23 protein-coding genes and 1 other annotated feature are annotated in these 24,712 nt (G+C 42.8%); of the genes, 6 read left to right on the top strand and 17 right to left on the bottom strand.

The annotated features are described in order from the left end of the window. Nucleotides 1-234: 234 nt before the first annotated feature. From B5771_RS16385 to B5771_RS16340, 9 genes are all read right to left on the bottom strand, one after another. The gene (locus tag B5771_RS16385) at nucleotides 235-942 is read right to left on the bottom strand and encodes a two pore domain potassium channel family protein (RefSeq protein WP_088188501.1); all 708 of its coding nucleotides are present in this window, start codon (nucleotides 940-942) and stop codon (nucleotides 235-237) included. A 665-nt stretch (nucleotides 943-1,607) separates the two neighbouring features. Continuing rightward, nucleotides 1,608-4,112: a leucine--tRNA ligase gene (gene leuS, locus B5771_RS16375; protein ID WP_088188499.1), complete on the bottom strand. Its 2,505-nt coding sequence runs from the start codon at nucleotides 4,110-4,112 to the stop codon at nucleotides 1,608-1,610. Between the two features lie 51 nt (nucleotides 4,113-4,163). Further along, nucleotides 4,164-4,362, bottom strand: a binding site (T-box leader). Nucleotides 4,363-4,417: 55 nt separating this feature from the next. Further along, the gene (gene rsfS, locus B5771_RS16370; protein ID WP_047809940.1) at nucleotides 4,418-4,774 is read right to left on the bottom strand and encodes a ribosome silencing factor; all 357 of its coding nucleotides are present in this window, start codon (nucleotides 4,772-4,774) and stop codon (nucleotides 4,418-4,420) included. Continuing rightward, on the bottom strand, nucleotides 4,764-5,345 hold the full coding sequence (yqeK, locus tag B5771_RS16365) for a bis(5'-nucleosyl)-tetraphosphatase (symmetrical) YqeK (RefSeq protein ID WP_088188498.1): 582 nt from the start codon (nucleotides 5,343-5,345) through the stop codon (nucleotides 4,764-4,766). Before yqeK ends, rsfS begins: the two co-directional genes overlap by 11 nt. Before the next feature lie 257 nt (nucleotides 5,346-5,602). Beyond that, nucleotides 5,603-5,851 (bottom strand): RNA-binding protein, encoded by a 249-nt coding sequence (locus B5771_RS16360; RefSeq protein ID WP_047809941.1) that lies wholly within the window; start codon nucleotides 5,849-5,851, stop codon nucleotides 5,603-5,605. 73 nt (nucleotides 5,852-5,924) lie between these two features. Then, on the bottom strand, nucleotides 5,925-6,545 hold the full coding sequence (gene nadD, locus B5771_RS16355) for a nicotinate-nucleotide adenylyltransferase (RefSeq protein ID WP_088188497.1): 621 nt from the start codon (nucleotides 6,543-6,545) through the stop codon (nucleotides 5,925-5,927). 349 nt (nucleotides 6,546-6,894) lie between these two features. Then, nucleotides 6,895-7,227 (bottom strand): branched-chain amino acid transporter permease, encoded by a 333-nt coding sequence (locus B5771_RS16350; RefSeq protein WP_088188496.1) that lies wholly within the window; start codon nucleotides 7,225-7,227, stop codon nucleotides 6,895-6,897. Beyond that, nucleotides 7,224-7,940 (bottom strand): AzlC family ABC transporter permease, encoded by a 717-nt coding sequence (locus B5771_RS16345; RefSeq protein WP_088188495.1) that lies wholly within the window; start codon nucleotides 7,938-7,940, stop codon nucleotides 7,224-7,226. The genes B5771_RS16350 and B5771_RS16345 overlap by 4 nt, the downstream gene beginning before the upstream one ends. 13 nt (nucleotides 7,941-7,953) lie before the next feature. Further along, entirely contained in the window at nucleotides 7,954-8,427 is a 474-nt protein-coding gene (locus tag B5771_RS16340) for an Lrp/AsnC family transcriptional regulator (RefSeq protein ID WP_047809947.1), read from the bottom strand. A gap of 454 nt (nucleotides 8,428-8,881) precedes the next feature. On the opposite strand from B5771_RS16340, the gene B5771_RS16335 reads away from it, so the two are divergent. From B5771_RS16335 to B5771_RS16315, 5 genes are all read left to right on the top strand, one after another. After that, complete coding sequence (locus B5771_RS16335; protein ID WP_088188494.1) at nucleotides 8,882-9,931, top strand: hypothetical protein; 1,050 nt, start codon at nucleotides 8,882-8,884, stop codon at nucleotides 9,929-9,931. Nucleotides 9,932-10,142: 211 nt separating this feature from the next. Then, nucleotides 10,143-11,306, top strand: coding sequence for a UDP-galactopyranose mutase (gene glf, locus B5771_RS16330; RefSeq protein ID WP_088188493.1), 1,164 nt, complete (start codon nucleotides 10,143-10,145; stop codon nucleotides 11,304-11,306). A gap of 87 nt (nucleotides 11,307-11,393) precedes the next feature. After that, complete coding sequence (locus B5771_RS16325; RefSeq protein ID WP_088188492.1) at nucleotides 11,394-12,413, top strand: glycosyltransferase family 2 protein; 1,020 nt, start codon at nucleotides 11,394-11,396, stop codon at nucleotides 12,411-12,413. Nucleotides 12,414-12,483: 70 nt separating this feature from the next. After that, complete coding sequence (locus tag B5771_RS16320; RefSeq protein ID WP_088188491.1) at nucleotides 12,484-13,410, top strand: lysylphosphatidylglycerol synthase domain-containing protein; 927 nt, start codon at nucleotides 12,484-12,486, stop codon at nucleotides 13,408-13,410. A 46-nt stretch (nucleotides 13,411-13,456) separates the two neighbouring features. Further along, nucleotides 13,457-14,473 carry a glycosyltransferase family A protein gene (locus B5771_RS16315; protein WP_053006366.1) on the top strand — a complete coding sequence of 339 codons (1,017 nt, stop codon included), beginning with the start codon at nucleotides 13,457-13,459 and terminating at the stop codon, nucleotides 14,471-14,473. 97 nt (nucleotides 14,474-14,570) lie between these two features. Here the strand turns inward: B5771_RS16315 and B5771_RS16310 are convergent, their stop codons facing one another. The 8 genes from B5771_RS16310 to B5771_RS16275 form a co-directional block, all read right to left on the bottom strand. Beyond that, the gene (locus B5771_RS16310) at nucleotides 14,571-15,221 is read right to left on the bottom strand and encodes a hypothetical protein (protein WP_088188490.1); all 651 of its coding nucleotides are present in this window, start codon (nucleotides 15,219-15,221) and stop codon (nucleotides 14,571-14,573) included. Between the two features lie 41 nt (nucleotides 15,222-15,262). Then, the gene (locus tag B5771_RS16305; RefSeq protein ID WP_088188489.1) at nucleotides 15,263-15,970 is read right to left on the bottom strand and encodes a zinc dependent phospholipase C family protein; all 708 of its coding nucleotides are present in this window, start codon (nucleotides 15,968-15,970) and stop codon (nucleotides 15,263-15,265) included. Between the two features lie 298 nt (nucleotides 15,971-16,268). Further along, nucleotides 16,269-16,457, bottom strand: coding sequence for a hypothetical protein (locus B5771_RS16300; RefSeq protein WP_088188488.1), 189 nt, complete (start codon nucleotides 16,455-16,457; stop codon nucleotides 16,269-16,271). After that, the gene (locus B5771_RS16295; RefSeq protein ID WP_088188487.1) at nucleotides 16,457-17,233 is read right to left on the bottom strand and encodes a hypothetical protein; all 777 of its coding nucleotides are present in this window, start codon (nucleotides 17,231-17,233) and stop codon (nucleotides 16,457-16,459) included. Before B5771_RS16295 ends, B5771_RS16300 begins: the two co-directional genes overlap by 1 nt. 211 nt (nucleotides 17,234-17,444) lie before the next feature. Further along, the gene (locus B5771_RS16290) at nucleotides 17,445-18,542 is read right to left on the bottom strand and encodes an ABC transporter ATP-binding protein (protein WP_088188486.1); all 1,098 of its coding nucleotides are present in this window, start codon (nucleotides 18,540-18,542) and stop codon (nucleotides 17,445-17,447) included. Continuing rightward, nucleotides 18,539-20,323 (bottom strand): iron ABC transporter permease, encoded by a 1,785-nt coding sequence (locus B5771_RS16285; RefSeq protein WP_242966865.1) that lies wholly within the window; start codon nucleotides 20,321-20,323, stop codon nucleotides 18,539-18,541. Before B5771_RS16285 ends, B5771_RS16290 begins: the two co-directional genes overlap by 4 nt. Continuing rightward, on the bottom strand, nucleotides 20,304-21,368 hold the full coding sequence (locus B5771_RS16280) for an extracellular solute-binding protein (RefSeq protein WP_088188485.1): 1,065 nt from the start codon (nucleotides 21,366-21,368) through the stop codon (nucleotides 20,304-20,306). Before B5771_RS16280 ends, B5771_RS16285 begins: the two co-directional genes overlap by 20 nt. A 493-nt stretch (nucleotides 21,369-21,861) precedes the next feature. Beyond that, nucleotides 21,862-22,515, bottom strand: a complete 654-nt coding sequence (locus B5771_RS16275) for a Chromate resistance protein ChrB (RefSeq protein WP_242966864.1) — start codon at nucleotides 22,513-22,515, stop codon at nucleotides 21,862-21,864. Between the two features lie 191 nt (nucleotides 22,516-22,706). Between B5771_RS16275 and asnB the strand changes: the two genes are divergently transcribed. Next, entirely contained in the window at nucleotides 22,707-24,626 is a 1,920-nt protein-coding gene (gene asnB, locus B5771_RS16270; protein WP_172408293.1) for an asparagine synthase (glutamine-hydrolyzing), read from the top strand. Nucleotides 24,627-24,712: the final 86 nt, after the last annotated feature.

Genomic DNA, 24,712 nt, shown 5'->3' with positions numbered 1-24,712 from the left:
TTTTGCCCCTCTTCTAATATGATATTCCATAACTTTCCAAAAATCTTCAGAAGTCCATTACTGCATGTAACTTATCTCATTTAATCTATATTCCATAATGAAATAACCATGACCACCATACAGAAACCAACAAAAAAAGCCATGCTCTAAAAAAGCATGACAAAATCCTTCCAGTTTACATAAGAGTCAGCAAACTTCCTAAATCCAGGTTGGCAATCTGTAATTCCTCACGTCTTAGGGATCAGCAAAAAAGACAATTCCCATTGTAAAAATATATATAAAGAATAGAACTTCAAGGGTAACCAGAATTCTTGAGGCATTACTAATTGGCGAGAAGTCTCCCATACTTGCAGTAGCAAACGTTGTAATACTAAAATAGGTAAAAGTAAATAATTCGGAGACGATGTCATTTCCAAAATCGCTTCCTTTAAAACTTCCCGGAACCATGTGATATTCAAGGTCATAAGCAACTGCAAAATAAATTAACAAAAGAGTAATGGCTGAGACCGTAGGAATAAATGCAGTAAGCAAATGCCCATCTGTTGATGATAAGACCCTATACACATAGTAAGAGACACCAGCAGTTGCGACTATCGAATAAATAACGACTACAGCTGAGCCAACCGGCGTATTTTGAGGCTCCGGATATCCTTCAAAACCCTCATTCTCGTTCTCATCATTCCATTGCTTATGGTTTGCCATAAGCAGCAATAAGATCGCAGCCCCAGCCCCAACAGCCGCAGGCAGCAAAGGCCAAATATCAGCAACTGCAATATCTCGTTCCGTTAATCCGCCAGACTCATGCTCAGGTTTTGGGAAAGGTTTAGAATAGGCGAATGATCCCTCTCCCTTCTCGACATTTGATGAACTTATAGGGTCTGGATGTGGCGGATACCAAACATGCGGAGGCCATTGACCCTTTAATTTATCCTGCTGACCCATTCCATCACCTCCTCATGTCACCATATTATTCCAGATCATTCATTTCTGTGTTACATATCCCTCGCGTCCACAAAAAAAAAGACGGTACACATTTATGTGCCGTCTCCCAAAATCACACCTTATAAGACTTACCCACGCCGTTCCCCCGACCCTTTAGCCAGGGACGCAGTGTCAGGCAGCGCGAGGTCTTTACGTAAGCAGTCAGCAAACTCCACAAATGCAGCAGCCCGTCATTTACATCGAACATTCAATCAGACACAAACACAAAAAAATCTCCACTTATCCCTCTCGTCCACAAAAAAAGGCGGCGCACATTTATGTGCCGTCTCCAAAACCACACCTTATAAGACTTACCCGCGCCGTTCCCCGACCCTTTAGCCAGGGACGCAGTGTCAGGCGGCGCGAGGTCTTTACGTAAGCAGTCAGCAAACTCCGCGAAAGCGACTTGACCCCAGACTAGGGGCGGCGCACAGGACGTGCGCCGCCACCATAGCGCCATGGATGGCGCTTATGGTACGATAATCTCCAGTGGAGATTATCGCCGTAGGCGGGTTCTTCAAAAAACGCTATCGCCGTAGGATGCACCCCGCTCCCCAAAGCAAGTCGCTTGAACGTTTAGTTTGCTCTGCGTCGTATGCACCGAGCGAGGCCTGCCACAAGTCCCTCTATTTAACCACCAAATTCACCAATTTCCCAGGTACCGTAATCACCTTAACAACAGTTTTCCCCTGGGTCCATTCAACCACTTTCGGCTGAGAAACAACAATCTTTTCCAACTCTGCGGCCGATATCTCAGCGGGAACCTGTATCCGATCCCGAACCTTCCCATTGACCTGCAGAACAACCGTCACTTCATCCTGAACAAGGGCTTTTTCATCTACCTCCGGCCATGGCTGTTCATGAACACTGTTCGTATGTCCGATACCTTGCCAAAGTTCCTCCGTAATATGCGGTGCAAAAGGAGCCAGAAGAAGGAGAATCCCTTCAATAGCTTCTCTGCCGACTAAAGGATTGGCTGTTGGCTGCTCCTTATAGAGATAGAGAGCGTTGACCCACTCCATGATCGTACTAATAGCCGTGTTGAAGTTATAGCGCGTGCCGACATCCACTGTCACTCTCTGAATCGCCAAGTGAGTTTGCCGTCTCATCTCTTTGCCTGCCGAATCCAGATTAGCCCACTCTTTTTCTAAATCAGCCTTAGATGCAGGGACCTTTCTCGTCTCCTTAATGATAGACTCATATTGAGCAACTAGACGCCAAATCCGATTGAGGAAGCGATAGCACCCTTCAACCCCTTGATCACTCCATTCCAGATCTCTTTCCGGCGGAGCGGCGAAAAGAATAAATAATCTCGCTGTATCGGCGCCATATTTTCCGATAATCGCCTCAGGGCTGACGATATTCCCCTTCGATTTGGACATCTTCGAACCGTCCATACAAACCATACCTTGAGTCAGTAAGTTTTGGAACGGTTCGTTAGCTTTCAGATAACCAAAATCCCGCAGAGCTTTGGTAAAGAAACGAGCATATAAAAGGTGAAGAATAGCATGTTCCACCCCGCCCACATACTGATCAACATTCATCCATTGATCCACGGCATCCTTAGTAAAAGGTGCCTCTGTATTTCGAGGATCGGTATATCTGAGGAAATACCAAGAGGAACAAGCAAACGTATCCATGGTATCTGTTTCACGGTGTGCAGGACCACCGCACTTCGGACACGTCGTTTCCATAAAGGACTTCGAGGTCGTCAAAGGATTTTCTCCCGTTTTAAACACCACATCTTCAGGAAGCATTACCGGCAACTGCTCTTCCGGGACAGGAACAGTACCACAAGCTTCACAATATACCATAGGAATCGGTGCTCCCCAATACCGTTGGCGGGATATGAGCCAGTCACGCAAGCGGAAATTGACCTTGCGCTGGCCAACACCACGACGCTCTACTTCATCAGCAATCTTATCCCATCCTTCGTCACTGCTAAGACCGTCAAAGGAACCGGAATTAACCAGAATACCATTGTCCGTATAAGCAGCTTTAAGGGGGTTGTCCTTCTCGCCAGGCTCACTATCGTTAGGCATAATGACCGTTTTAATGGGTAATTGATACTTCGCGGCAAACTCGAAGTCCCGTTCATCGTGGGCAGGAACTCCCATAACCGCACCGGTTCCGTATTCCACAAGAACATAATTGGCAATCCAAATCGGCAGCTTCTCACCGCTTAAGGGATTAAGGCAATAAGCTCCGATAAACAAGCCTTCTTTTTCAGCTTCTGTCGAAGTTCGAGCGATTTCATTCAGTCCGTTCATTTTATTAATGAAGGCCCTAACATCCTCTTCATACTTCGTTCCCTTCACTAATTCCAGAACGAGGGGATGTTCAGGCGCTAGAACAACATAGCTTACTCCGAACAGAGTATCAACGCGAGTTGTATAAACCGAAAATTTCTCAGATCGCCCTTCTAAAGCAAATTGAACCTCGACACCTTCCGAACGCCCAATCCAATTGCGCTGCATGGTTTTAACCTTCTCGGGCCAGCCGGGCAGATCATCCAAATCCTGCAGCAGAGTCTCTGCATAATCCGTGATTTTGAAAAACCACTGTTCGAGGTTTTTCTTCGTCACGGGAGTATCACATCGCTCACAGGCCCCGTCGACGACTTGCTCATTTGCTAAAACCGTGGTGCAGGAGGGACACCAATTGACTGCAGCCTTTTTCTTATACACCAAGCCATGCTTATAAAACTCCAAAAACATCCACTGTGTCCACTTGTAATATCCCGGATGGCAAGTTGCTACTTCCCGGTCCCAATCATAGGAAAGCCCCATTCCCTTAAGCTGGCGCTGCATGTTGGCAATATTTTTCCAAGTCCAATCTGCCGGTGGAGTCTGGTGCTTAATGGCAGCATTTTCTGCGGGCAAGCCAAAAGAGTCCCAGCCAATGGGATGAAGAACATTAAAGCCCTGCATCCGTTTAAAACGGGCGATAACATCAGCGATAGAATAGTTTCTCACATGACCCATATGCAAATCCCCGGAGGGATAAGGGAACATGGCTAACGCATAATACTTTGGCTTAGCGGAAGATTCCTCTGTCTTATAAGCCTTTTCTTCCAGCCATTTCTTCTGCCACTTGGGTTCAATTTCTATAAACGAATATTTCTCTTGCATTAAAAATCTTCCCCCTTATTATTGACGGATTATAGCAAAAATCCCCCCGTCCCAAGGGACGAGAGGCCTGCTCCCGTGATACCACCCAAATTCCTAAATACACTCCAAGATTGTAACGGTTCTCACCGATGTTCATTGTTACCTGAACACAGCTCCAGGACGAGTTCCAGCAATCCCCTTCAACGGCTTTCACCAACCGCCGTTTCTCTAAAGAAGAGTTTTGAGTACTATTCCCTATCGCAGCTTTTCATTATAGTGATCAGTTATAATAATCGTTTTTTCTCAATAATTGTTTTTTTAAAGGCCTAAACCAAACTGGCGAAAGAAACCTCCTGAGCATCCTTCCAAAGGCGCTCAAGCTGATAAAACTCACGTTGTTCCGGAGTCATAATATGTATGACCAAATCTCCGCCGCAATCCATCAAAACCCACTTAGCATCAGGCAATCCTTCAACGTGCATGACCGGAATTCCGATCTCTGGCAATTTTTCTTCCAAGTGATTCGTGATCGCTTTCACCTGGATTGCTGAATTTCCCGTCACAATTAAACAATAATCTGTAACCATAGAAATTCCCTTTAGGTTGAGAAGAGTAATGTCACCGCCCTTTTTATCTTCGGCCAGATGAACAACTTCGGTGAGTTTTTCTTGATCAAGTTCCAATAGATATCCTCCTTTTCAAATCATCATAGGTTAGTTGCGTTAAAGGATGAATTGGATGGCTGCTTTCCTTTAAATATAGTAAAGTGCCTTCAACACAGTCAAACGTACCCTTTTCTAAATCATCATACAAGGATTGACGCAACTTGTCCACTTCTGGAAAAGTTCGGCCTGATTCTGTTAAATCAGCGCTATAAATCAGCATCTCTAAAGGAGACATTCCCGGTCTCCCTAAAGTATGACTGGCAATTGCCGCCAACAAGTCTTTATCCTCAACCTTAAAATAATGTTCCAGCCAATAAGCCGAAAGACGGCCGTGCAAAACATAAGGATACTGTTCATCTTCGGGGTATTCCAGCAAATTCCAATAACGGGCTAAACCCACCTGTACCTTTGCCGGAAGTTCCTTTGCCAAATCATGAGCTAACCCCGCACATCGTGCTTTCACAGGATCGACCCCGTGTCGTTTGGCTAACATTTCCGCCTGATCAGCAACGCCCAAAGTATGCTTGAACCTTGACTCTGAAAGTATATGCTTGGCAAGACTCATTACCTCTTCAACCCGCAGCTCCACGTTCCCGCTCCCCCTTAAACGCCAATTATCTATCTCTTTTGCATTATCTTACATTCTACCAATTTAGGCCATCAACTGCAAAATTTTTTACGAAATAACCTTAATTTTAGTATTGTCCGTGATCAGTGACTTAAAACACAAACGTACATATTATTGCTAGACAAGAGGTACAGGAAATAGATGCAATGGATTTAGTCATTTTAGAAGGGAGACCCCCCACAAGCATGTCAGAGGGTCTCCCTTCCAGTCGCGGGATATTACATTTGTTTCGGTTTGGCTTCATTCACCGTTAGAGGTCTTCCGCCAAAATCCTTGCCATTTAACTCCTGAGTCATACGTTCAGCGTCCTCTTCACCAACCTCAATAAATCCAAATCCTCTGGAGCGGCCTGTCTCACGATCGGTAATAATTCGGCTGCTTTCCACATGACCATAGCTAGAGAAGAATTCCCCGAGTTCATCCGCTGTAGTATTCCACGGGAGATTTCCGACGTATAGTGTTGTCATTACAATACTCACCTCTTTGATATTGATTCATTTTTAGTATGGTCAAATCCCTGCAGAGTATGTAATGACAAGTTTACCTATAAAGATTTTTTTGCTCAATAAACAAGCGTACCGCTTCGGGCAGTAAATAGCGAATAGGTTTTTGCTGTTTAACTCGCATTCTAATATCCGTAGAAGAAATCGCCAGAGCCGGGACTTCTAAATAATGAATTTTATCAACGATTTCCGGATGGTCGTGTCGAACACACTGCAAAAAATCCTTAGCATCGAAACCGGGGCGGGCTGCCCCAATAAATTGAATCATGGTCAAAATCTCCTCAGCTTCTCGCCAAGAAAAAATCTCACGCAGGGCATCTGTTCCCGTAATAAAATACAGTTCATGCTCCGGCCAAATTTTGCTCAAAAGGCGCAGTGTCTCCACCGTATAGGAGGGCCCCTGACGCTCAATTTCCATGGCAGAACATTCGAAGGCTGGATTGTCTTTAATAGCGCGTTCAACCATTTCCAAGCGGGATTTCCCCGCCGAAATATCGAGCCGGTCTTTGTGAGGCGGTATCCCCGTTGGGATAAATAAAACCTTACTTAGATTAAACTCACTGCGCGCCATTTCTGCAGCAACTAAATGTCCATAATGGATGGGATCGAAGGTTCCTCCCATAATTCCGATTCTTTCCATACTAACCTCTATGTTCATGATTATTTTTTATATGTTCAGTTAAAGAAAAATTATTGATAGATCCCAGATCTCTTTTCTCGTTAAGTTTTCCATAGATATAAATTTATCATTAGTTAATAACATCGTTATTTTACCCCAAAATGCTTCAAAACTTCAACAAGCATATGGGACCAAGGCTATCTCCAATTACAATAACAATAACAGTATCAGTTCCTAAAGTCTTGTTATTCCTAATCTTTAAGGGTCAGAATCTATGAATCAGCATTAGTTAATGCTGACCAAGTGTGCTGGAAATTTCAAGAGGTTATAGTCTAAATCTTGACAAACAGGTTACTGTGCCCCTCTTAAATCACAGATATTTTGATACTTACCCGAAAATAGTTTGCACAAGTACCATGTAAATAACTGTACCTACTCCAATGCTCAGAAGTGTATTTTCCTTCCAATAATGAAGCGCAACAATACAAATAATAGCTATAGCCTCTGGGAACCAATATGTAGGAGCTTTAAAACTCACGCTTTTAAGACAATAAATAACCAACAAGCCAATTACAGAATAGGGCAAGACTTGCCCAAGATAACTAATATATGAATTCGATTTAGTACCTCGAAAAACTACAAACGGCAAAAACCTTGTGATCATGGTACCTATAGTCACCATACAAATAATGATCAACGTTTGCATTGATGTTAAGGTCATTGTGCCCTCCCCTCCATCAGTTCCTTCTTCTCGACGTATTGCTTTCGAGATAGTGTCAATACCAGCAATATAGTAAGCATTGAAGGAATAATGAAATGACTTGGCCCGAAAGCAATCAGACAGATCACAGAACACAAAACACCGATGATGGCTGGTTTGTGTTCTTTCTGAGTTTTCCATTGCCCCACGAATATTACAACAAAAAGAGCAGTCAATACAAAATCAAGACCCTTTGTATTAAAGCTAACCATAAAACCCAGTATCCCGCCAACAGCTGAGCCTAGCACCCAATAGCAGTGGTCGAGCAGGGTAATAAAGAAATAAAACCAGTTCCGGTTTACGCCTGCGGGTGGCTTTGCCGAACAAGTAATAGAGAAAGTCTCATCAGTCAGACCAAAGATAAGATATGGTTTAAACTTACCACTATCTTTGTACTTCTCCAGCATGGAAATACCGTAAAACAAATGCCGGGCATTAATCATCAACGTCATTAACAAGGCCAATAGCGGATTAAAAATTGATGTCAGAAACGTAACGGCCAGGTATTGAGCAGAGCCTGCATAGGCAAGTAGACTCATCAAAACGGTCCAACCCACACCATACCCCTTACTACTCATTAAGATCCCATAGGCAATACCTAAAAAAATATACCCTGTAAATACAGGAATAGTAGGCGGAAATGCAGCTTTTAAGGCTTTAATTTCTTCTTTCAATCTCGACACCTCATTAACCTTCTTCGATTGGTACATAAACCGTTCGTTTTTCTATCCCCATAACCATGCTGGTCTCAACACGGCTGATTATTGTATTCTGCATCAAGGAATCAATGATAAAATCCCTGTAACTGTCCATATCTTTGGCTACAATTTTGAGCAAATAATCGTGACTGCCAGTGAGTGAATAACATTCCTGAACTTGCGGGAACCTTTTCACTTCTTCTAAGAACGAATGAATTGTTTTTCTGTTAAGAGGTGAAAGATTAACAAGAGCAAAGGCCAGGACTTCCATCCCTAATTTCTTCTCATCAACAATAGTGGCGAATTTTTTGATAATACCCGTTTCTACCAAGTTCTTTGTTCTTGCAAGGCAAGCTGAAGGTGAAAGCCCAATTTTCTTTGATAAGCTGAGGTTCGATATTGAAGCATCTTCCTGCAATTCTCTTAAGATCGCTTTGTCAATATCATCAAGTATAACTGCCATATTACGTTCTCCTTTTCTGAAGAAATTATATTCTGCGCTACATCTATAGTATCATTTAAAATTTCTTAAGTAAATAATTTTATAGAATAATATTCTTAATAACAAGCAAAGCGCAGAACGTTTGGCAAATTAACTGATTTTTGGTTACTCAGCAGCACATCGATTTATAATATGAACATAAAAATTGATACCATCCTAACTCATATAAACTTTTAGCTTTAAGAGGAGCTTTAAACAATTCTGCGCGTGCAAAGTGAACCCGTTCAGCTAAAGCTGAACATCGAGGCTTCGGTGGGGACTCTGCCCCCACCGAAGCAGATTACGGGAAACCCACTCCCACTTAAGAAGTGGGAGTCTTACGATTGGATCAAATCAAACATGGTCTACAAGCGCTAACTAGACGTTGAATTTACTTATTCATCAATCAGTTTCAACTGAGTATAGGAGGGTTTCAATGTCTGACGAAACAATTGGTCTGCTGTTGGCAATCAACTCAGGTATACTGTCCGTAGTTGGTCTTATTACCATCTTTATATCTATGAACAGCCAGCACAGCGTACAGTATAGTCGTGAAATTCTCTGGGGCATTTTTACTTTGCCCTATAAAAAGAACCTGTTTCTTGATAAACAGGCTATTGGCCAGGAAGTCTTTCGGAAATTCATTTTGTACGAACAAATTATCAAGGACAAAAACGCCTTCTTAATAAAGATTATTACCTTTTCCCAAATGGTCTTAACCTTTTCAATAATAATCTGGACGACAATAGTGCTAAATCTTTTAATCAGAAATCCTTCTCTGGCGGACAAAATCATTCTACTCCTCGGTCTAAGTCTGGCCCTTTGTTTTATCTTTTATTTCATCCTTAAAATCTTAGGAGATTTAAAAAGTGTCAGTAAGGTCGGGAAGCTGCCGACCGTTGAAGAATTACTGAATGCTGACTTTCTTGCGAATAACTTGAATGTTATTACCCTCGCGGCTGTTTCAGCGCGCTTGAAAATCCTTGATTCTAACATTTACCTTGGTTTTCCAATTCCCTTTAAGAATCTGAGAGTTAAAATAACACTCCAACAACCCCAAGAAAATGAAAACCATGATACAGCAAATTCCAATTCAAATCACAGCCAAACGCTGACAACTCAATTAAATAGCTTCAGGAAACTTGACCTTAACGACTTTAAATTGCTGGATGATGATTATTGCTATTATTTAATGTCCGATCTCCATGCATTGGGAGTAAGCGGAAATAGTTTTTTGGTGACGGTTGATTTACTAAGCAGGCAAGGTCTTGTCGCTGCTGAGTTTTATTGTGAAAGCCTCACTAATAACCATCATAAATTAATCTTCCCCTATTCGTTTGTCGAACGATTCATTAATCGCCAAAGTGATTTAGATCCCTTCAGCCGATATCAAAAGAACCTCGAAAAGACTGGCCCAGATCGCCCAGCAGAAAAAACAAATCTGGGACGGAGCCTCATAGAATTAATGGACGATGACCAATACTAAATAGTTTGCTGAACGAGTTTACATGAATTTAATTATTCTTTAAGGTGAAATTAAGTTTCGGTATATATAATACTGTTTGTGACTAATTGATATTGGGGAATTTTCCCTAACTAATTGCAATAATTTCAGACCATGGTAATATGAAATAAATAAACATTATCAGGAACGCAAATACTATTAAAAATACTTTAGAATGTAGGATAAAATCAACATGAACGACAAGAAACTATATGATTGCCTTGTGATCGGTTGTGGCATGGCAGGATCAGTTATTGCGCGGGAATTGGCTGAACGAGCAGGTAAAAAAGTATTGATTCTGGAAATGCGCGGTCATATCGGCGGCAATACCTATGATTTTAAGGATAAAAACGGAATTCTTATCCATGGATATGGTCCTCACATCTTTCATACAAACAGTAAACGAGTCTTTGATTATCTCTCACGTTTTACAACTTGGCGAAATTACTCCCACGAGGTAGTCGGCGATATCCACGGGCAACTGCTGCCTATTCCTTTTAATCTCAATTCTCTCCATTTAGCCTATGAGCCAAGCAAAGCAGGGAGAATTGAGCAAAAGCTGATCGACACCTTTGGGTTCGGCAGTAAAGTACCTATCTTGGATTTACGGCAGCAACATGATCCTGAGCTTGCCGAAATCGCAGATTTCATCTACAAGAACGTATTTCTGTACTACACCCAAAAGCAATGGGGGCTCGCTCCAGAACAAATCGATTCTTTAGTTACAGCACGCGTGCCTGTGTTTATTTCTCACGACAACCGCTACTTTCAAGATACTTATCAGGGTATCCCTGCCCAAAGCTATACCTCACTCTTTGCAGGCATGCTCGATCATCCTAATATTGAGCTTAGTCTTAATTCTGACGCTCGCAAGCGGCTCCGTCTCGAATCCGGGAACGTATTCTTTGACGATAATCCTTTTAACGGGACAATCATCTACTCCGGACCGCTCGACGAATTGTTTGACTGCCGCTACGGACGCCTGCCCTACCGAACGTTAGATTTTGTTTTCGAGACGCATGAAATGACCTGGTACCAACCCAAAGGAACTGTAAATTATCCAGTTAATCAAGACTATACTCGTATTACGGAATTCAAGCACCTTACGGGGCAGGTTCTGAACGAGCGAACAACGATAGTCAAAGAATATCCCCGGGCATATACGGGAGCTGACAGCGAAACCCCCTATTACCCAATCCAAAATCCTGAAAATTTAGCCCTCTATGAACGCTATCGAACGCTAATTGCTGAATTCCCGAATTTTCATGTCTTAGGCAGACTTGCAGAGTACAAATACTATAACATGGACGCCATAGCTGCTAAAGCTTTGGAACTTGCAGATACCCTAATAGGTTGAGGTATTGTTATGGAACTACTCCCATTTGTAGAAATGGGAGTCTTACGATTGGATTAACGCAAAACACTGCAGAACGGAGTATTTAGTTTGAGAACAATTTCATTTGCCATCCCCTGTTACAATTCAGCCGCCTATATGGAACGCTGCATCGATCCACTTCTTCCCTTCGGAAATGATGTGGAGATTATTATTGTCGACGACGGCTCTACCGATGACACCGGAAAAATTGCCGATCATTATGCCGAACAATACCCTGATTTTGTACGGGCAATTCATCAAGAAAACGGTGGGCATGGTGAAGCAGTTAATACGGGTATAAAAAACGCTTCCGGTCTTTATTTTAAAGTTGTAGACTCTGATGACTGGATCGACGAACAAGGTTTGACTAAGGTTCTGCAAACCCTCAAAACCTTAGTTGCCGACAACTCTGCTCCAGACATGATGGTCTGTAACTATATCTATGAAAAATTGGCTGAAGGGACCAGGCACGTCATTAACTACAGCAATGTCTTCCCACGTCAGCAGATATTCGGTTGGGATGATATGAAGAGATTCCCCCCCTGGAAGTACCTTTTGATGCATTCCTTAATTTACAAAACACAGCTCTTGCGTGATTGTGGCCTTAAATTGCCCAAACATACATTTTATGTGGACAATATCTTTGCATATCAACCACTTCCTTTTGTCAAAACTATATATTATCTCGATGTGGATCTTTATCATTACTTTATCGGCCGCCAAGATCAATCGGTCAACGAAAGTGTAATGCTCAAGAGAATTGACCAGCAGCTTCTGGTAACCCGCATCATGATAGGCTGTCACCGCTTGCCCGGAAGTATTGCCAGCAAAAAGCTTTCCAGTTATATGCTGGGCTATTTGGCGATTATGATGACCATTTGCACTGTGTTTCTGAGAATTTCCGGTACTCAGGAAGACGTTAAGAAGGAAAAAGAACTTTGGTCTTTCCTGATCAGCTGCGACAACGGTCTATACCGGCACACCCTCATAAGATTTCTAAGAATGATTACAACTTTGCCCGGAAATTCCGGCAATAAAATCACCGTCGGCTTATACAACATCGCCCGTAAAGTCTATAAATTTAACTGACCATTGAAAGTATCCACCCAACTTTAGCTGAACGAGTTCACACTAGAATCTAAGTCAAGGGAGCAAATGAATGCCCAATGCTACAAAACTAAAGCTCATTTCAGGTATGCTAATCACTGTTGTTGTTATATACTACTCTATCGGAGCGATCAAAGATCTGCATGTCGAACAAGTATTCAGTTCGAATATCAGCTGGAGCCTTACATTTTTTTCGATCGCAGTTTATATCTATGCCAACTATATTCGTGGACTTGCTTATACACGAGGCATTGACCGGGATATGGACAGAATGACCGCTTTACAAATTGTGGGTTTAGGTCACGCCGCTAACATGGTTTTACCTTTCCATGTCGGCGAAGGACTGCGAGCTGCCTTTTTCCCGCCAAGCTACAGTGCCCTGCGGCGGACAAAGCTATTAATCATACCGGCTTTTGCAGATTTTGCCGCAATTATGTTGGTTTCAATTCCTGCAGTTCCCTTTGCAGGATTTAAAGATCAAAACTTGCTCAAAGCCCTCTGGATTCTGACCTTTCTCTGCATTGCCGTCTTTATTGTCTTTGGTATCCTTATCGTTCTTCTGCCGCGGCTGCGCAGTTATTTCGACGAATATTTGAATTTCGATACCGTCAAAATGATGGCTTGGGTTATTCTTTCCTGGGTTCTGCTGCTGGTATCGACCTGGATCGGACTTGTGGCCTTCGGTTTTTCCTGGGGAGCATCAATTCGCATGTCCTTGGCTGTCTTTGCTGCAACCAATATTATTAATTTCATACCGGCTACTCCGGGTGCAATCGGTCTGTTTGAATATGGAACGATTTTAGGCCTTGGGGGCTTAGGAATCGACCAGACGACAGCACTCTCCGCAAGCTTGTTATTGCATCTGATCCAGTACGCCGCACTCCTGCCCTTAGGCATCTTCCTTTACATTGTTGCTCTGCGCGGACAATATGGAGCAGCGCTCAATAGACGCGCAAGTCTCCAAAAAAATCCGAAATAAGCGCGTAATCAAGCACATATAATAAACAAAATGATAATAAGTGGAGATGAACAAAATTAAACGTTTATCAATTGTAGTACCGTCCTATAATTCACAGGATTATCTTCATCTTTGTCTGGACACTGTTGTCCAAGGCGGACCAGAGGTAGAAGTTATCGTAGTTGACGATGGTTCCACAGACAACACGGCGGCCATTGCCCGCGAATACTGTGATCGCTATCCCGATATTGTCCGCCTGGAACAGAAGGAAAACGGAGGACACGGTTCAGCAGTCAACCGCGGCTTAGAGGTTGCCACAGGTGCATATTTCAAAGTTGTTGACAGTGACGACTGGCTAGATCCTGCGGACTACCAGTCGGTGCTTTCCATGCTGCGCAGCAATCCCCACGTGGACCTGCTTATTACCAACTATGTTTACGAATATTCCTATAATGGCAAACATAAAGTCATGCGCTACAATAATGTTTTTCCCGAGGGTAAGGTTATTTCCTGGGATGATATGCGTTCTTTTCGCTTCGACCAATTGATGCTCATGCATTCCATGTTTTACCGCACGGACCTATTACGACAATGCGGCTTAAAACTGCCGGAACACACATTTTACGTGGACAACCTTGTCGCCTATTTACCGCTTCCTTATGTTCAAAGCTTAATATATCTGGATTGTTCTCCCTATCATTATTTAATTGGTCGAGAAGGACAATCCGTTAACACTCAAGTTATGATCAAACGAATCGACCAACAGATCAAAGTAACACGCATGATGATTGAAGCCTACGATGTCTTTAAGGACATCAAATGCAAAAGCCTTAGGCAATACATGCTTTTCTACCTTTCGATGATGGTAGCCACCACCGTGACTCATCTCTACATAGCGGAGGATAAAACACTCAGCAGTAAGGCAGACGAGCTTTGGGACTATATTAAACAAAGTGATAAAAAACTATATACCGAACTGCGGGGCAGCTTTATCAATCTATGTATAGACCTCGCACAGAAAATCAACCCGCGCATTCTAGCGCATAGTCTCAATCTTATTAAGCGTATTTACAAGTTCAGTTAAACTCGCAATAGCTCAATAATTATAATTAAACTCAGCCTGGCACAATGCTTTCAGTTCAACACGTGCCCTGGGCTGAGTTTTTTTATTCACTGCAAAGCTACGGCAAAGTTACGGTAGAGTTTAATTTTCCTACACTACTATTTGCCAAGATATAATCCACTTCCAAGGTAAACGTGTCATCCTTAGCAAAAGTTAAAGTATCCCTATTATTCTCACCGTTTAACTCCGAGATATATAAATCCAAATCAACGGCACCGTTTACAGGCGTTGCAATGTACCCTATATCTCCTTGAGGTAAGATCTGACTTCCTTTGGAATCAAAAACTGCCATAGCATAACCATCACTGGGCAGTGAAAGATTTTTGTTATAAATCCAACCCCATTTAAACCACTTGCCGAATTTATTGTAACGTATCCAGATCGATTTAAGGCTTATTTGCTGGTTGACAGGAATCGTTATATGAAAATGTCCATCCTTTTTCCCATCGGGCTTCAACGCTAATGGACTTAATTTATCCGCGTCTAACCCTTTATAGGAGAAAGCCACAGAAGACTGGGTTAAAACATTAACCGCAGGAACTTGTGCTTGGGTAGTCTGCCCAGTCGAGAGGCCTTGAGAAGCCTGTGCGGAGGGCACTTGGGATGTCTTAGATTGTGAATTAGATACCGGTGGTTGCTTATTAAAAGCATTACATCCTGAAAGACTTATCAGCAAGAATAAGAGCAGCGGTAACTTCATTAACTTCATTAACTTCACCTCAATCATTATCTTCAAGCCCAAAGAGTAAACTATTCAGCATTGCCGCTGCTTAGGATATTTTTGGAGAAATCCAAAAAACCGGCAGTAGTATAAACCGTAATTGCCAGCAGCTTTTCAGCTGCAATAAAATAGTTTTTTTCTTTTATCCCTTTCGCTGCTGAAACAAGTGGATAATAAGGTGCTGACAATTCCACATTATGTCTTATCCATTGGCTGGGGTGTGTAAACGCCTTATATATCCCACTTTGTTTGAATGTAAATTTATCAAGGTTATTACTTGTCCAGCGTTCAAACTCTTGATGCCCATCAAAAATAACACCCAGTGCATGGTGAGGTACGCACATATCCTGTACAAGATGTAAAGCCGCGCCTAAGTAAAACATACCTTTAGGTACATTTTGCCCGCTCATAGTAATAGCTTTGTTGAAATAGTATTGGCATTCCGCATCGGCTCCGGGCCAATGCAATCCCCCCTGTTTTTGGGGATCAGAGAAATAGTGACAGATATTTTTCCAACGCTTATCTGCCCAAAACAATCCTTTTATTATCATATCGTCATAAGGACGGAAATAATCCAGGACATCATTTTTGCCATCTTGCTCCAGAATATGGTAAGCTTCATGCAGACAGTGCCCATGAGTCTTAAGGGGAGCATCTAAAAACATCTGCAATGGTCCGACCGGTACCAGTAAAGCCTTCGTCACAATATTTAAGGTTTGTTCAGATAAAATCCGCAACGTATAAACACCCCTACTCTATTTTAAATGATGAATTTACCGCCCTCTCCCAGCGATGAGTTCACTCTTTTGAGCCCAACTGCCTTTACAAATGACATTGTCCGATTCACATAGAGCGAATCGGACAATGTCATTTGTACAAAACCATTTGTGCTCTCAATACTGAAAATACAGCACAAACCTTTAATTATCCTTAAGAAATTTACAAATCTAACGAATTAATGAATCTGAAGAAGTGAACTCGTTAAGCTAAAGTGGACATTAATTGCTGAGCCGCCTTTCCCAATAGGCAGAGATATCATATTGTTTCTCGTCTAAGGGAAAATCCCAAACTCAGCGTAATGCCCAGCAAAAAAATGACAATTGAAACCAAATTAGGTGCCTTCCAGTTTCCTAAAAGTTTAACGAGGATAATCGTTATGGCAATACCCCAGAAAATTCTCCAATCACCACAAAAAAAATCAAATACCTTCTTGAATACAGTCATCAGCTGTTTCCCCCTGCCGCCAGTTTTCTCTTCTGCTCAATTCCATAAGGTTGTAACCATTTCATAATGATTAAACTTAAGGCTAAATAAAACATGATCAACACGAACAAGAACCCATCAGCGTATGGCCACTGAACACCTAAACCTTCTCCAGTCCAGAAAGTGCCAAAGGTAACCAGCATTATCCCTACAGAAAATTTCAAGGTGTTTTCCGGAATCTTCGTCAACGGACCTCGAATTAGCAACCCCAGGATCACGACAATGATTAATGCCAAGAGCGCTCCCACTGCAGCTGTCCAAATTCCGTTGATCTTATCCGCGGAAACTGCAGAACCGAAGGTAATAACAATAAATGCCACTTCCACCCCTTCCAAAAGAACGCTTTTGAAGGAAGTAAGAAAACCAAAGCCATTAAACTTCCGAGATTCGACTTCCCCCTGGGCCCGAAGTTTTCGCATCTGTTCTTCATAGATTGCTGCTTCATCATGCATTGATTTTAAACCACTATAACGGAGCAAAGCCTTTTTCAGCCATTGCATGCCAAAGAGGATCAGAATAATTCCAATAACTTGTCTCAAAACCTCAATGGGAATAAACATGACTAAGGTTGAACCGAAAACAGCCACCAAAACTGCCAGAGTCACAGCCGCAGCGCCGGCACCAAACAAACTGCTTCTCCAATTAATTGTCACACCAACAACCAATACAATAGTAAGTGCTTCCACAAATTCGACCATAGAAGCTAGAAAAGGCGGTAAGATTGAAGACCAGAACATTTTCATTCTCCTTTCAATAGATACACAACATAACTTTAAACTTTAAACTTTAGAGTCGTTATGGACGACACTAGTGTAAAATAGTAATGTAACGCTTGTTACATTACTATTTTACTATACCTAATAAACAGTGACAATATCTTAACTATATTTAATTGGATAACTCCCACTTCTTGTAAGTGGAAAAAGTTCCGAGTTCACTGACCGCCATTCAGCATATGGCAGCCATCTTATCATTGTCCGAAATCTCTTTTAGAATCCGGCATCGTTCTGCCGGCAGCCATAATTGGATAGGCTCAAAAACCTCGATTTCTTGAGTACTCCATACCTCAAGCTGAATATCAGGTGCTTTTTCTAATGCTGCTCTGTATTGCCATGTGACTCCCTGAAAGGATCTCTGGAGAACTATAGCCTCTAGAAATGACCCGGGGTCCTGACCTTGAGTATTTATTAATATATCTCCCGAACGGATCATTACTTTTACCTCTTGCCCCAGTGTGAGCTTTCCCAAGGTATAGATATTGAGTCCCTGACAATTGACTAAAGAATAGTCACCGCATCGTTCAACAACTTGACCGTGAAGTATATTGGAACAACCCAGAAAATTGGCTGCAAAAACTGTAGCCGGTTCACGATAGAGCTTGGTGGGACTATTTGCTTGTTCGATTCTCCCCTGGTTCAGGAGAATCACCTGATCAGCCAGGCTTAAGGCCTCTGCTTGATCATGGGTAACATAAACAGTTGTTATATCAGCCCCACGTACAATGCGCATAATCTCCCAGCGCATTTTCTCCCTCAGCTGAGCATCTAAACTGGACAGGGGTTCATCCATAAGCATTAAGGAAGGGTGAGTTACTAAGGCTCGGGCAATTGCTACCCGCTGCCGCTGTCCTCCTGACAATTGATTCGGGTATCGTTTTTCAAAGCCATTCATCTGTACGGCATCAAGAACTTCGGCCACCTGTTCTTTGATCTTCTTAAGCGGACACTTTTTTAACCGCAGACTAAAAGCAATATTTTCAAAAACATTCATATGAGGCCAAAGAGCGAAATCCTGAAAGACCATGCCAATATTTCGCTCTTCAGGAACCATTGTATAGCCCTTAGATGACCAAGTCAGCCCATCATAGCGAATATGGCCGCCATCAATATTCGTTAAACCGGCTAAAGCATTTAAGAGAGTTGTTTTGCCGCAGCCTGAAGGGCCCAGAAGAGCAACACAGCTGCCTTCAGGAATCGTTAGCGAGAGTTTATCAAGTACCAATTTGTTTCCGTAATGTTTTGTAACATCCTCAAGCACTATATTCATATGGTTACCTCCCCATTGCCAAGCAGGACCGGCTCCTGGCTCAATTCCAATTCCGAGTTTTCTTCGAACCTTTTCTCCTTACTGAAATGCTCCATCAAATAACGCCCAAGGCTATAGGCTGTCAGCAAGATGATTAACCCGATCACAGACAAGGCACTTCCTTTCGACCAGTGAGATTCACTAAAGTAATGCTGAATGGTTACTGAAAAGGTTGGACTTCCAGGCGGATAGAGCAGCATCGATGCCGGCAGTTCAAAAATAATCTTAGTAAAGGTCATAAAAAAAGTGGAAATCGCCGTTCCGGCTACCAAGGGAAGAATAATTTTACGAAGGACAATAATTTCGCCGGCCCCTTGTACGCGTGCAGCCTTGATTAAATTGAGAGGCAGTTGTCCCATAGTCCCTAACTGCAGTCTGATCGAGTAAGGTAAATAAGTTGCCATAAAGGCTAAACCGAGACAAATAGGAGTCCCATACAGTACGAGGTTCAAAGGAATAAGCCAAACACCATTCCAAGCAAAGACAAAGGCTGCCGCCAGGACAATACCGGGTACCGCAATCACTGACATGGTTAAAATATTGAGGAAAGAATTGAGAGCGGACTTTTTAAAGGACATCTGATAGGCCAAAATCACACCCAAAACCATGGTCAGGACGGCCACAACAAACGCATATTCCAGAGAACGCCCAAGAGCATTTACTCCTTCACTGCCTATCTTCAGCGCTTTGCTGTAATTTTCAAAAGTCCAATTGCCCAGGCTTAGTCCATTGGCCCAAACTTTCCAAAGGGAAGCAATTATAGTACTTCCAAGGGGAACGAGCAAGGAGACAGACAAGATAAAAAACGATCCCAAAGTCAGCAGCGGATTCTTCTTTGTCTTCGCAAAAATAGCAGCATCTTTGCGCGCCAAAATGGTGCTGTAGTCTTTCTTCCGCATCCAGAAAAACTGAAGCAGAATCGCTCCTGCCGAAATCAGAATGACCAAAAGGGACAAACAGGCTGCTGCCGGATAATTAACCGGAGACTGACCAAGGGAAACATAAATTTGGTAGGGAAGCAAGGATAATTGGGTCTGATCCATAATGGCAGCAGGCAGCCCGAAATCGCCGAAGGCCTCAGCAAAGGCTATGGAAGCACCGGCAAGCAAGGACGGCGTCAGCAAGGGCAAAACAATTTTGCGAAAGACTTGAACACGGCTGCCGCCTGCTAAACGTCCGGCCTTAAGCAAATCACTATTCACGTTTCTGATACCCTGCTGCATGCTGAAGTAGACATAGGGAAAATAGCTGAAGCCCATGATCAAGATCACACCCCAGCGAGAGAAGAACCAAGAGGACCAGCCGTTAGGCAGCTTCAGTAACTGGGCAAGAATGCCTCCATCCTGCATAAACATTACCCAACCTTCCGCAACGATGTAGGAAGGCAGGAAAAAGATCAACCAGACCAGAGCGTCTATTAAGGTGCGTCTAAAACCGGATTGTTCTTCTGCGGCAAAAGCGATTAAGGTCCCTAAAATTGAAGCTGCAATGGTTCCCGCGGTTCCTATAAAAACAGAGTTTAGCACTGCATTAAGATTTTCCCTGTCAGCAAAGACTTCCTTCAGCGACGCCAGGGAAGGCACCAAACTCATTTGCACACTATACAGATTTGGAAAGACGATTTGTAATAAGAGAGCTAATAAGGGGTAACCAATAAGGAGCGCGAGGAACGCCACGCCTAAACTATCGTAAAATGACGTTCCCAGCTTTTTTACTTTAAGTTTAGTGAATAATTGCATCATTAAACCACTTCTTAATATCATTTTCATTCTGCGCAGATTTAACAGGATCAACCTTGAGCCAATTGATACCATCGTTCTGACGGACAGAACTGCCCTCAACGCCGCTTATGACCGGATCAAAATAGGAGTCACCGCCTCCATTCTTAGGATCAAGCATAACTTTTTGCCCTTCCGGCGAAAGCACAAATTCCATAAATTGTTTGGCAGCTTCTGCATTGGGAGCTTTTTTGTTAATAGCAATAACGCCAGGTAACGTAAACACTCCGGAGGACGGATAAATGATATCAATAGGATTGCCCTCAGCTTTCGCTGCAACCAAAGCAGAGTCCTGAATCGTTACCGCCTTTACCTGCCCATTCAATAAAGATTTTATTTCAACATCATTAGTTTCCCCTACCTTCATGCCCTTGCTTTTCAATGAGCTGAAAAACTCTTTCCCCTGCGCATCACCCATCAAATTAAGCATACCAGCGACATAAGGAAACGTAGGGCCTGAAACGCTGGGATTGTTCATAGCCAGAGCATTCTTAAAGGTTGGCTTAAGAAGATCGTTCCAATCCTTCGGATACTCTGAACGAGGCAGCAATTTTGAATTAACACCGATAGCTGCAGCAGCTGTGACACCTGTCGGATAGTACGCTTTATCGGCAGGAACGAGTGATTGCCCAAGCTGCGTCAAATTCGCTGCATCCTTTGGAGTCCAGCCCTGCAGAAGTAATCCCTGGTTATCCAGAGCTTGCATGGTGGCATCACCGTCAAACCAAGCTACATCCCAGTGGGAGTTGGACTTCTCCGCTTCGATCTTAGCCGCCAGGGGGCCTGTGGACATATCGACAAGCTTTACTTTGATGCCGGTTTTAGCCTGAAAGGCCTTTGCTACAGCATCGTCATAACCCTGGGCGGAGTAAAATACGAGTTCTTTAGGTGAAACAGCTGAAGTATTAGCGGATACTTTTGAAGAAGTACCACAACCTGTTAAGGCGCTGCCTATCACCGCAATTGAGACAAGTATGGCAGACAACTTGTGATAACTAGATCGCTTCATGGTTTAAACCTTCCTTTCAATTATTAATCAATAATTGCGCTCTAGTGAACTCGTTCAGCTAAAGCTGAACATCGGGGCTTCAGATGGGGACTCTACCCCACCTGAAGTTTAGGAACCACCCCCACTTATAGAAGTGGGAGTCTTAAAAACTGGATAAGTGCCGAAATTATCTATTTTAGTTAAAGTCTTGAATTGTTATGTAATGATCTTTGAGCTAAGCGCTAAAAACATTCATCGCCATATAAGAATACCACCTTTCAAAATTTTTCTGAAAATGTAATACCGGTTACATGAATTATAGTTTAATGTGACAAGCGTTACAATTCATTTTCTGTAAAGTAAATGTTAAATTTAGGTAAACAGTTAACTCGATTTTCTGCCCCATTCTGTTTTTGCGCAAGAAAAAAAAGAACTTTGAAAAGTTCTTTTTTTAATCCCTTATTTATCCAGTTTTTAAGACTCCAACTTCTATAAGTGGGGTTGGGTCCTTTCGTTAACTTCTGGTGGGGTAGATTCCTCCTTCGCCGCTAAGTACTCCTATTGGGAAAGGCGGATCGCTCTTTTCATTTTCGAAGGTTTTACTGTTAAAATCCTCAAAACACTTCCGACATTCTTCAAGTTTCTTCTCTGTTACTTCACGCAGTGGAGATGCAAAAACATCTCTTAGCTTTACCTTTTCAAACCAAGATAAGAGTTTTTCCAGTTCTTCCTCATTCTCTTCGGCTTCAGCAAACGTAAAATTTTTACGCTCTATTTCCTTATTAATTTCAGCAAAATAATCATTGCATTTATCAATGATTTCTTCATATTCAATTTCTCTTGCTTTATTAAAACGGGAAATCATTGCCTTTTCATAGCTATCTTCCATCGCAATGGTCTGCATCAAAAGAACTTCTCCCTGATTCTCGCTGATATTTGAAGCGACCATTGATAAAGCCGTATAATTCTCATCGTTCAATGGCAGCAGCCATAACGATTGATGAATATTGACAGCCCCCAATTTCTTCAAACTTCTCCAAGTAGCTACCCTTAATCTCGATGGCTCTGACGGCAAATTGTAACTCATGATAAGCCATTTCAGCAAAATATCATCCTCCTCAGATTGCCAATATCTATGGCCCTCAGCCAATTCTTCCCTCTTTGACACGAGTTTATCATCAAACTCCTCAAACAATCAACTTAATAATATCTATACCCTTGATTTTGCTCGCTTTATCCGGTTTTTAAGCCCACCACTTCACTGCCAATAAAAGCAACTGAAAGATTTGTAGTTTAACCCTAGGAAAATTGGGAATTCTAATAATGAGTATAATTTTATCTTGGAGGTATTATGGTTTTATGTGTGGTATATGTGGGCTGTTTGGCCCAGCCAAATATATTGACGTTCCCCGGCTCAAGCAGATGACGCGAATTATGAAGCATCGCGGCCCTGATGAAGAAGCCTTTTATGTTTCGCCGACTCTTGCCTTCGGGTTTCGCCGGTTAGCTATTGTGGATATAAAGGGAGGGCACCAACCCCTTACGAACGAGGACAAGCGGATCCGTGTTATTTTTAACGGTGAAATCTATAATTACAAAGAATTGCGGGACGATCTGGTCAGCCGCGGACATTTCCTGCAGCAAGCGGGAGATGGAGAGGTCCTGGCACACCTTTATGAGGAATATGGTTTAGATTTTCCCGCAAAATTAAGGGGGACTTTCGCCATTGCCCTTTGGGATGAACGGCTCCGCCGCTTATTGCTCGTTCGCGATCGTTTAGGTGTGAAGCCATTGTATGTCCGCTATAATTCTGAGAGTTTGGCATTTGCTTCAGAACTCGGGGCCTTGCTTATAGGAACGGAGAAACCGGTTATTAATGTTCAAGCTGTGGATCAATATTTAAGTTATCGGTATGTTCCGGCACCTAACACAATTTTTAAAGGTATCTACAAAGTTCCGCCGGGAACAGCTTTATTGGTAACTTATAAAAAAGGCGAACTGCAAGTTCGAACGAAAACCTTTTGGCTGTTACCAAACGTAAAAAAAGAAATTTCCTTAAAAGAGGCAAGTGAGCTCGTACACACCACCTTAAAAGAAGCCCTGCAAATCCGCTGGCCGGATGAAGTCCAAGCAGCATTTTATTTCAGCGGCGGCTTAGATTCAAGCGGCTTAATAGCTATGCACCAGCTCCTCTGTAATGAACAGGCGCGTACTTACGCCATTGGCTTTGAACGTCCTCATCACACGCGGGATTTTCGTTATTATTCAGAATTAGATCAAGCTCGTAATGCAGCCAAAGCTTTACAGACCCAACATTACGAAAGAGTTGTCCCATTCGCTGAGGTTCAGCAGCGCCTTGGGCAAATTTTAACCGCCATGGATGAGCCAATTGCCGATCCGACGGCAATTCCCCTCTATTTCCTTAGCGAATATGCCTCTTCGCGTGGAGAAAAGGTTGTCTTCTCAGGAGAAGGTGCGGATGAGTTATTTGGCGGGTACAGCACCTATCTTGAGCCGTCAAACTTCCGCCGCTATCATCAGCTTCCGAATTGGACCCGAAACGTCCTGAAACATGTTTTCCCTCAAAAGACAGAACGTTTCTCCCTCTCACTGAGCGAACGTTACTTTGGAGTTGGAGGACTTCTGCGTTTCTCGCAAAAACAATCCCTTTATACGACAAAGATGCTCTCCGCACTGGCAGAAGAAAAATCCTATTTCCTCAATCAACACCTTCTGGACGATGATCTACTGCCTGAGGAAGAACGAATGCTGCAATTTGACATGTGCTCATGGCTGCCGGAAAATACCCTGATGAAATCGGATAAAATGACCATGCAGCACGGTTTGGAAATACGGCTGCCCTATTTGGATCATGAACTTGTTGAATTGGGCATGAGTTTTCCCCTTCCCTACAAAGTCACTCCCAAAGAAAGCAAGGTTGTCTTACGCAGGGCCTTGGCAGGCTCCTTACCTAAAGAGATGGTAACCCTGCCGAAAAACGGGTTTCCGGTCCCCCTCACGGCCTGGTTAATGGACGAACTGAAACCGGAGGTAAAGAACGTGTTATTAGATCCTGGGGCCCGCCTGCGGGAATTTTTCCTGCCGCAAAAAATCGAAAAAATGCTTCAAGCCGACTCTTCCCATTCATCCCGCCTCATCTGGGCCCTCTACGTGTTGGAAGTGTACTTAACGTTCTGGCAGCAAACACAAAATAACATCTGTTTGAAACCGAGTGCAGAAAAAAATAGAATCCCCAAAATAGGCGGAGGGGCAATTTAGAGTTTGCAGAAAGCATTCATCGAACTTATACTTTCTGACAGCATAACGAAACCTACAGCTAAGATTTATTCACTAATCTTTGTCTG

It is taken from the genome of Desulfosporosinus sp. FKA, from assembly GCF_002196785.1.
Lineage (GTDB): Bacteria > Bacillota > Desulfitobacteriia > Desulfitobacteriales > Desulfitobacteriaceae > Desulfosporosinus > Desulfosporosinus acididurans.
The sequence above is the reverse complement of the archived record's forward strand: the minus strand, read 5'-3'. Positions and strand labels throughout refer to the sequence as shown.

Coding starts and splice junctions, on each gene's coding strand:
- B5771_RS16385 (WP_088188501.1), bottom strand. CDS start 942: ATGGGTCAGCAGGATAAATTAAAGGGTCAATGGCCTCCGCATGTTTGG.
- B5771_RS16280 (WP_088188485.1), bottom strand. CDS start 21,368: ATGAAGCGATCTAGTTATCACAAGTTGTCTGCCATACTTGTCTCAATT.
- B5771_RS16350 (WP_088188496.1), bottom strand. CDS start 7,227: ATGACCTTAACATCAATGCAAACGTTGATCATTATTTGTATGGTGACT.
- B5771_RS16285 (WP_242966865.1), bottom strand. CDS start 20,323: ATGATGCAATTATTCACTAAACTTAAAGTAAAAAAGCTGGGAACGTCA.
- B5771_RS16295 (WP_088188487.1), bottom strand. CDS start 17,233: ATGTTCTGGTCTTCAATCTTACCGCCTTTTCTAGCTTCTATGGTCGAA.
- glf (WP_088188493.1), top strand. CDS start 10,143: ATGAACGACAAGAAACTATATGATTGCCTTGTGATCGGTTGTGGCATG.
- B5771_RS16315 (WP_053006366.1), top strand. CDS start 13,457: ATGAACAAAATTAAACGTTTATCAATTGTAGTACCGTCCTATAATTCA.
- asnB (WP_172408293.1), top strand. CDS start 22,707: ATGTGTGGTATATGTGGGCTGTTTGGCCCAGCCAAATATATTGACGTT.
- B5771_RS16320 (WP_088188491.1), top strand. CDS start 12,484: ATGCCCAATGCTACAAAACTAAAGCTCATTTCAGGTATGCTAATCACT.
- B5771_RS16340 (WP_047809947.1), bottom strand. CDS start 8,427: ATGGCAGTTATACTTGATGATATTGACAAAGCGATCTTAAGAGAATTG.
- leuS (WP_088188499.1), bottom strand. CDS start 4,112: ATGCAAGAGAAATATTCGTTTATAGAAATTGAACCCAAGTGGCAGAAG.
- B5771_RS16300 (WP_088188488.1), bottom strand. CDS start 16,457: ATGACTGTATTCAAGAAGGTATTTGATTTTTTTTGTGGTGATTGGAGA.
- B5771_RS16360 (WP_047809941.1), bottom strand. CDS start 5,851: ATGACAACACTATACGTCGGAAATCTCCCGTGGAATACTACAGCGGAT.
- B5771_RS16335 (WP_088188494.1), top strand. CDS start 8,882: ATGTCTGACGAAACAATTGGTCTGCTGTTGGCAATCAACTCAGGTATA.
- B5771_RS16310 (WP_088188490.1), bottom strand. CDS start 15,221: ATGAAGTTAATGAAGTTACCGCTGCTCTTATTCTTGCTGATAAGTCTT.
- nadD (WP_088188497.1), bottom strand. CDS start 6,545: ATGAACATAGAGGTTAGTATGGAAAGAATCGGAATTATGGGAGGAACC.
- B5771_RS16290 (WP_088188486.1), bottom strand. CDS start 18,542: ATGAATATAGTGCTTGAGGATGTTACAAAACATTACGGAAACAAATTG.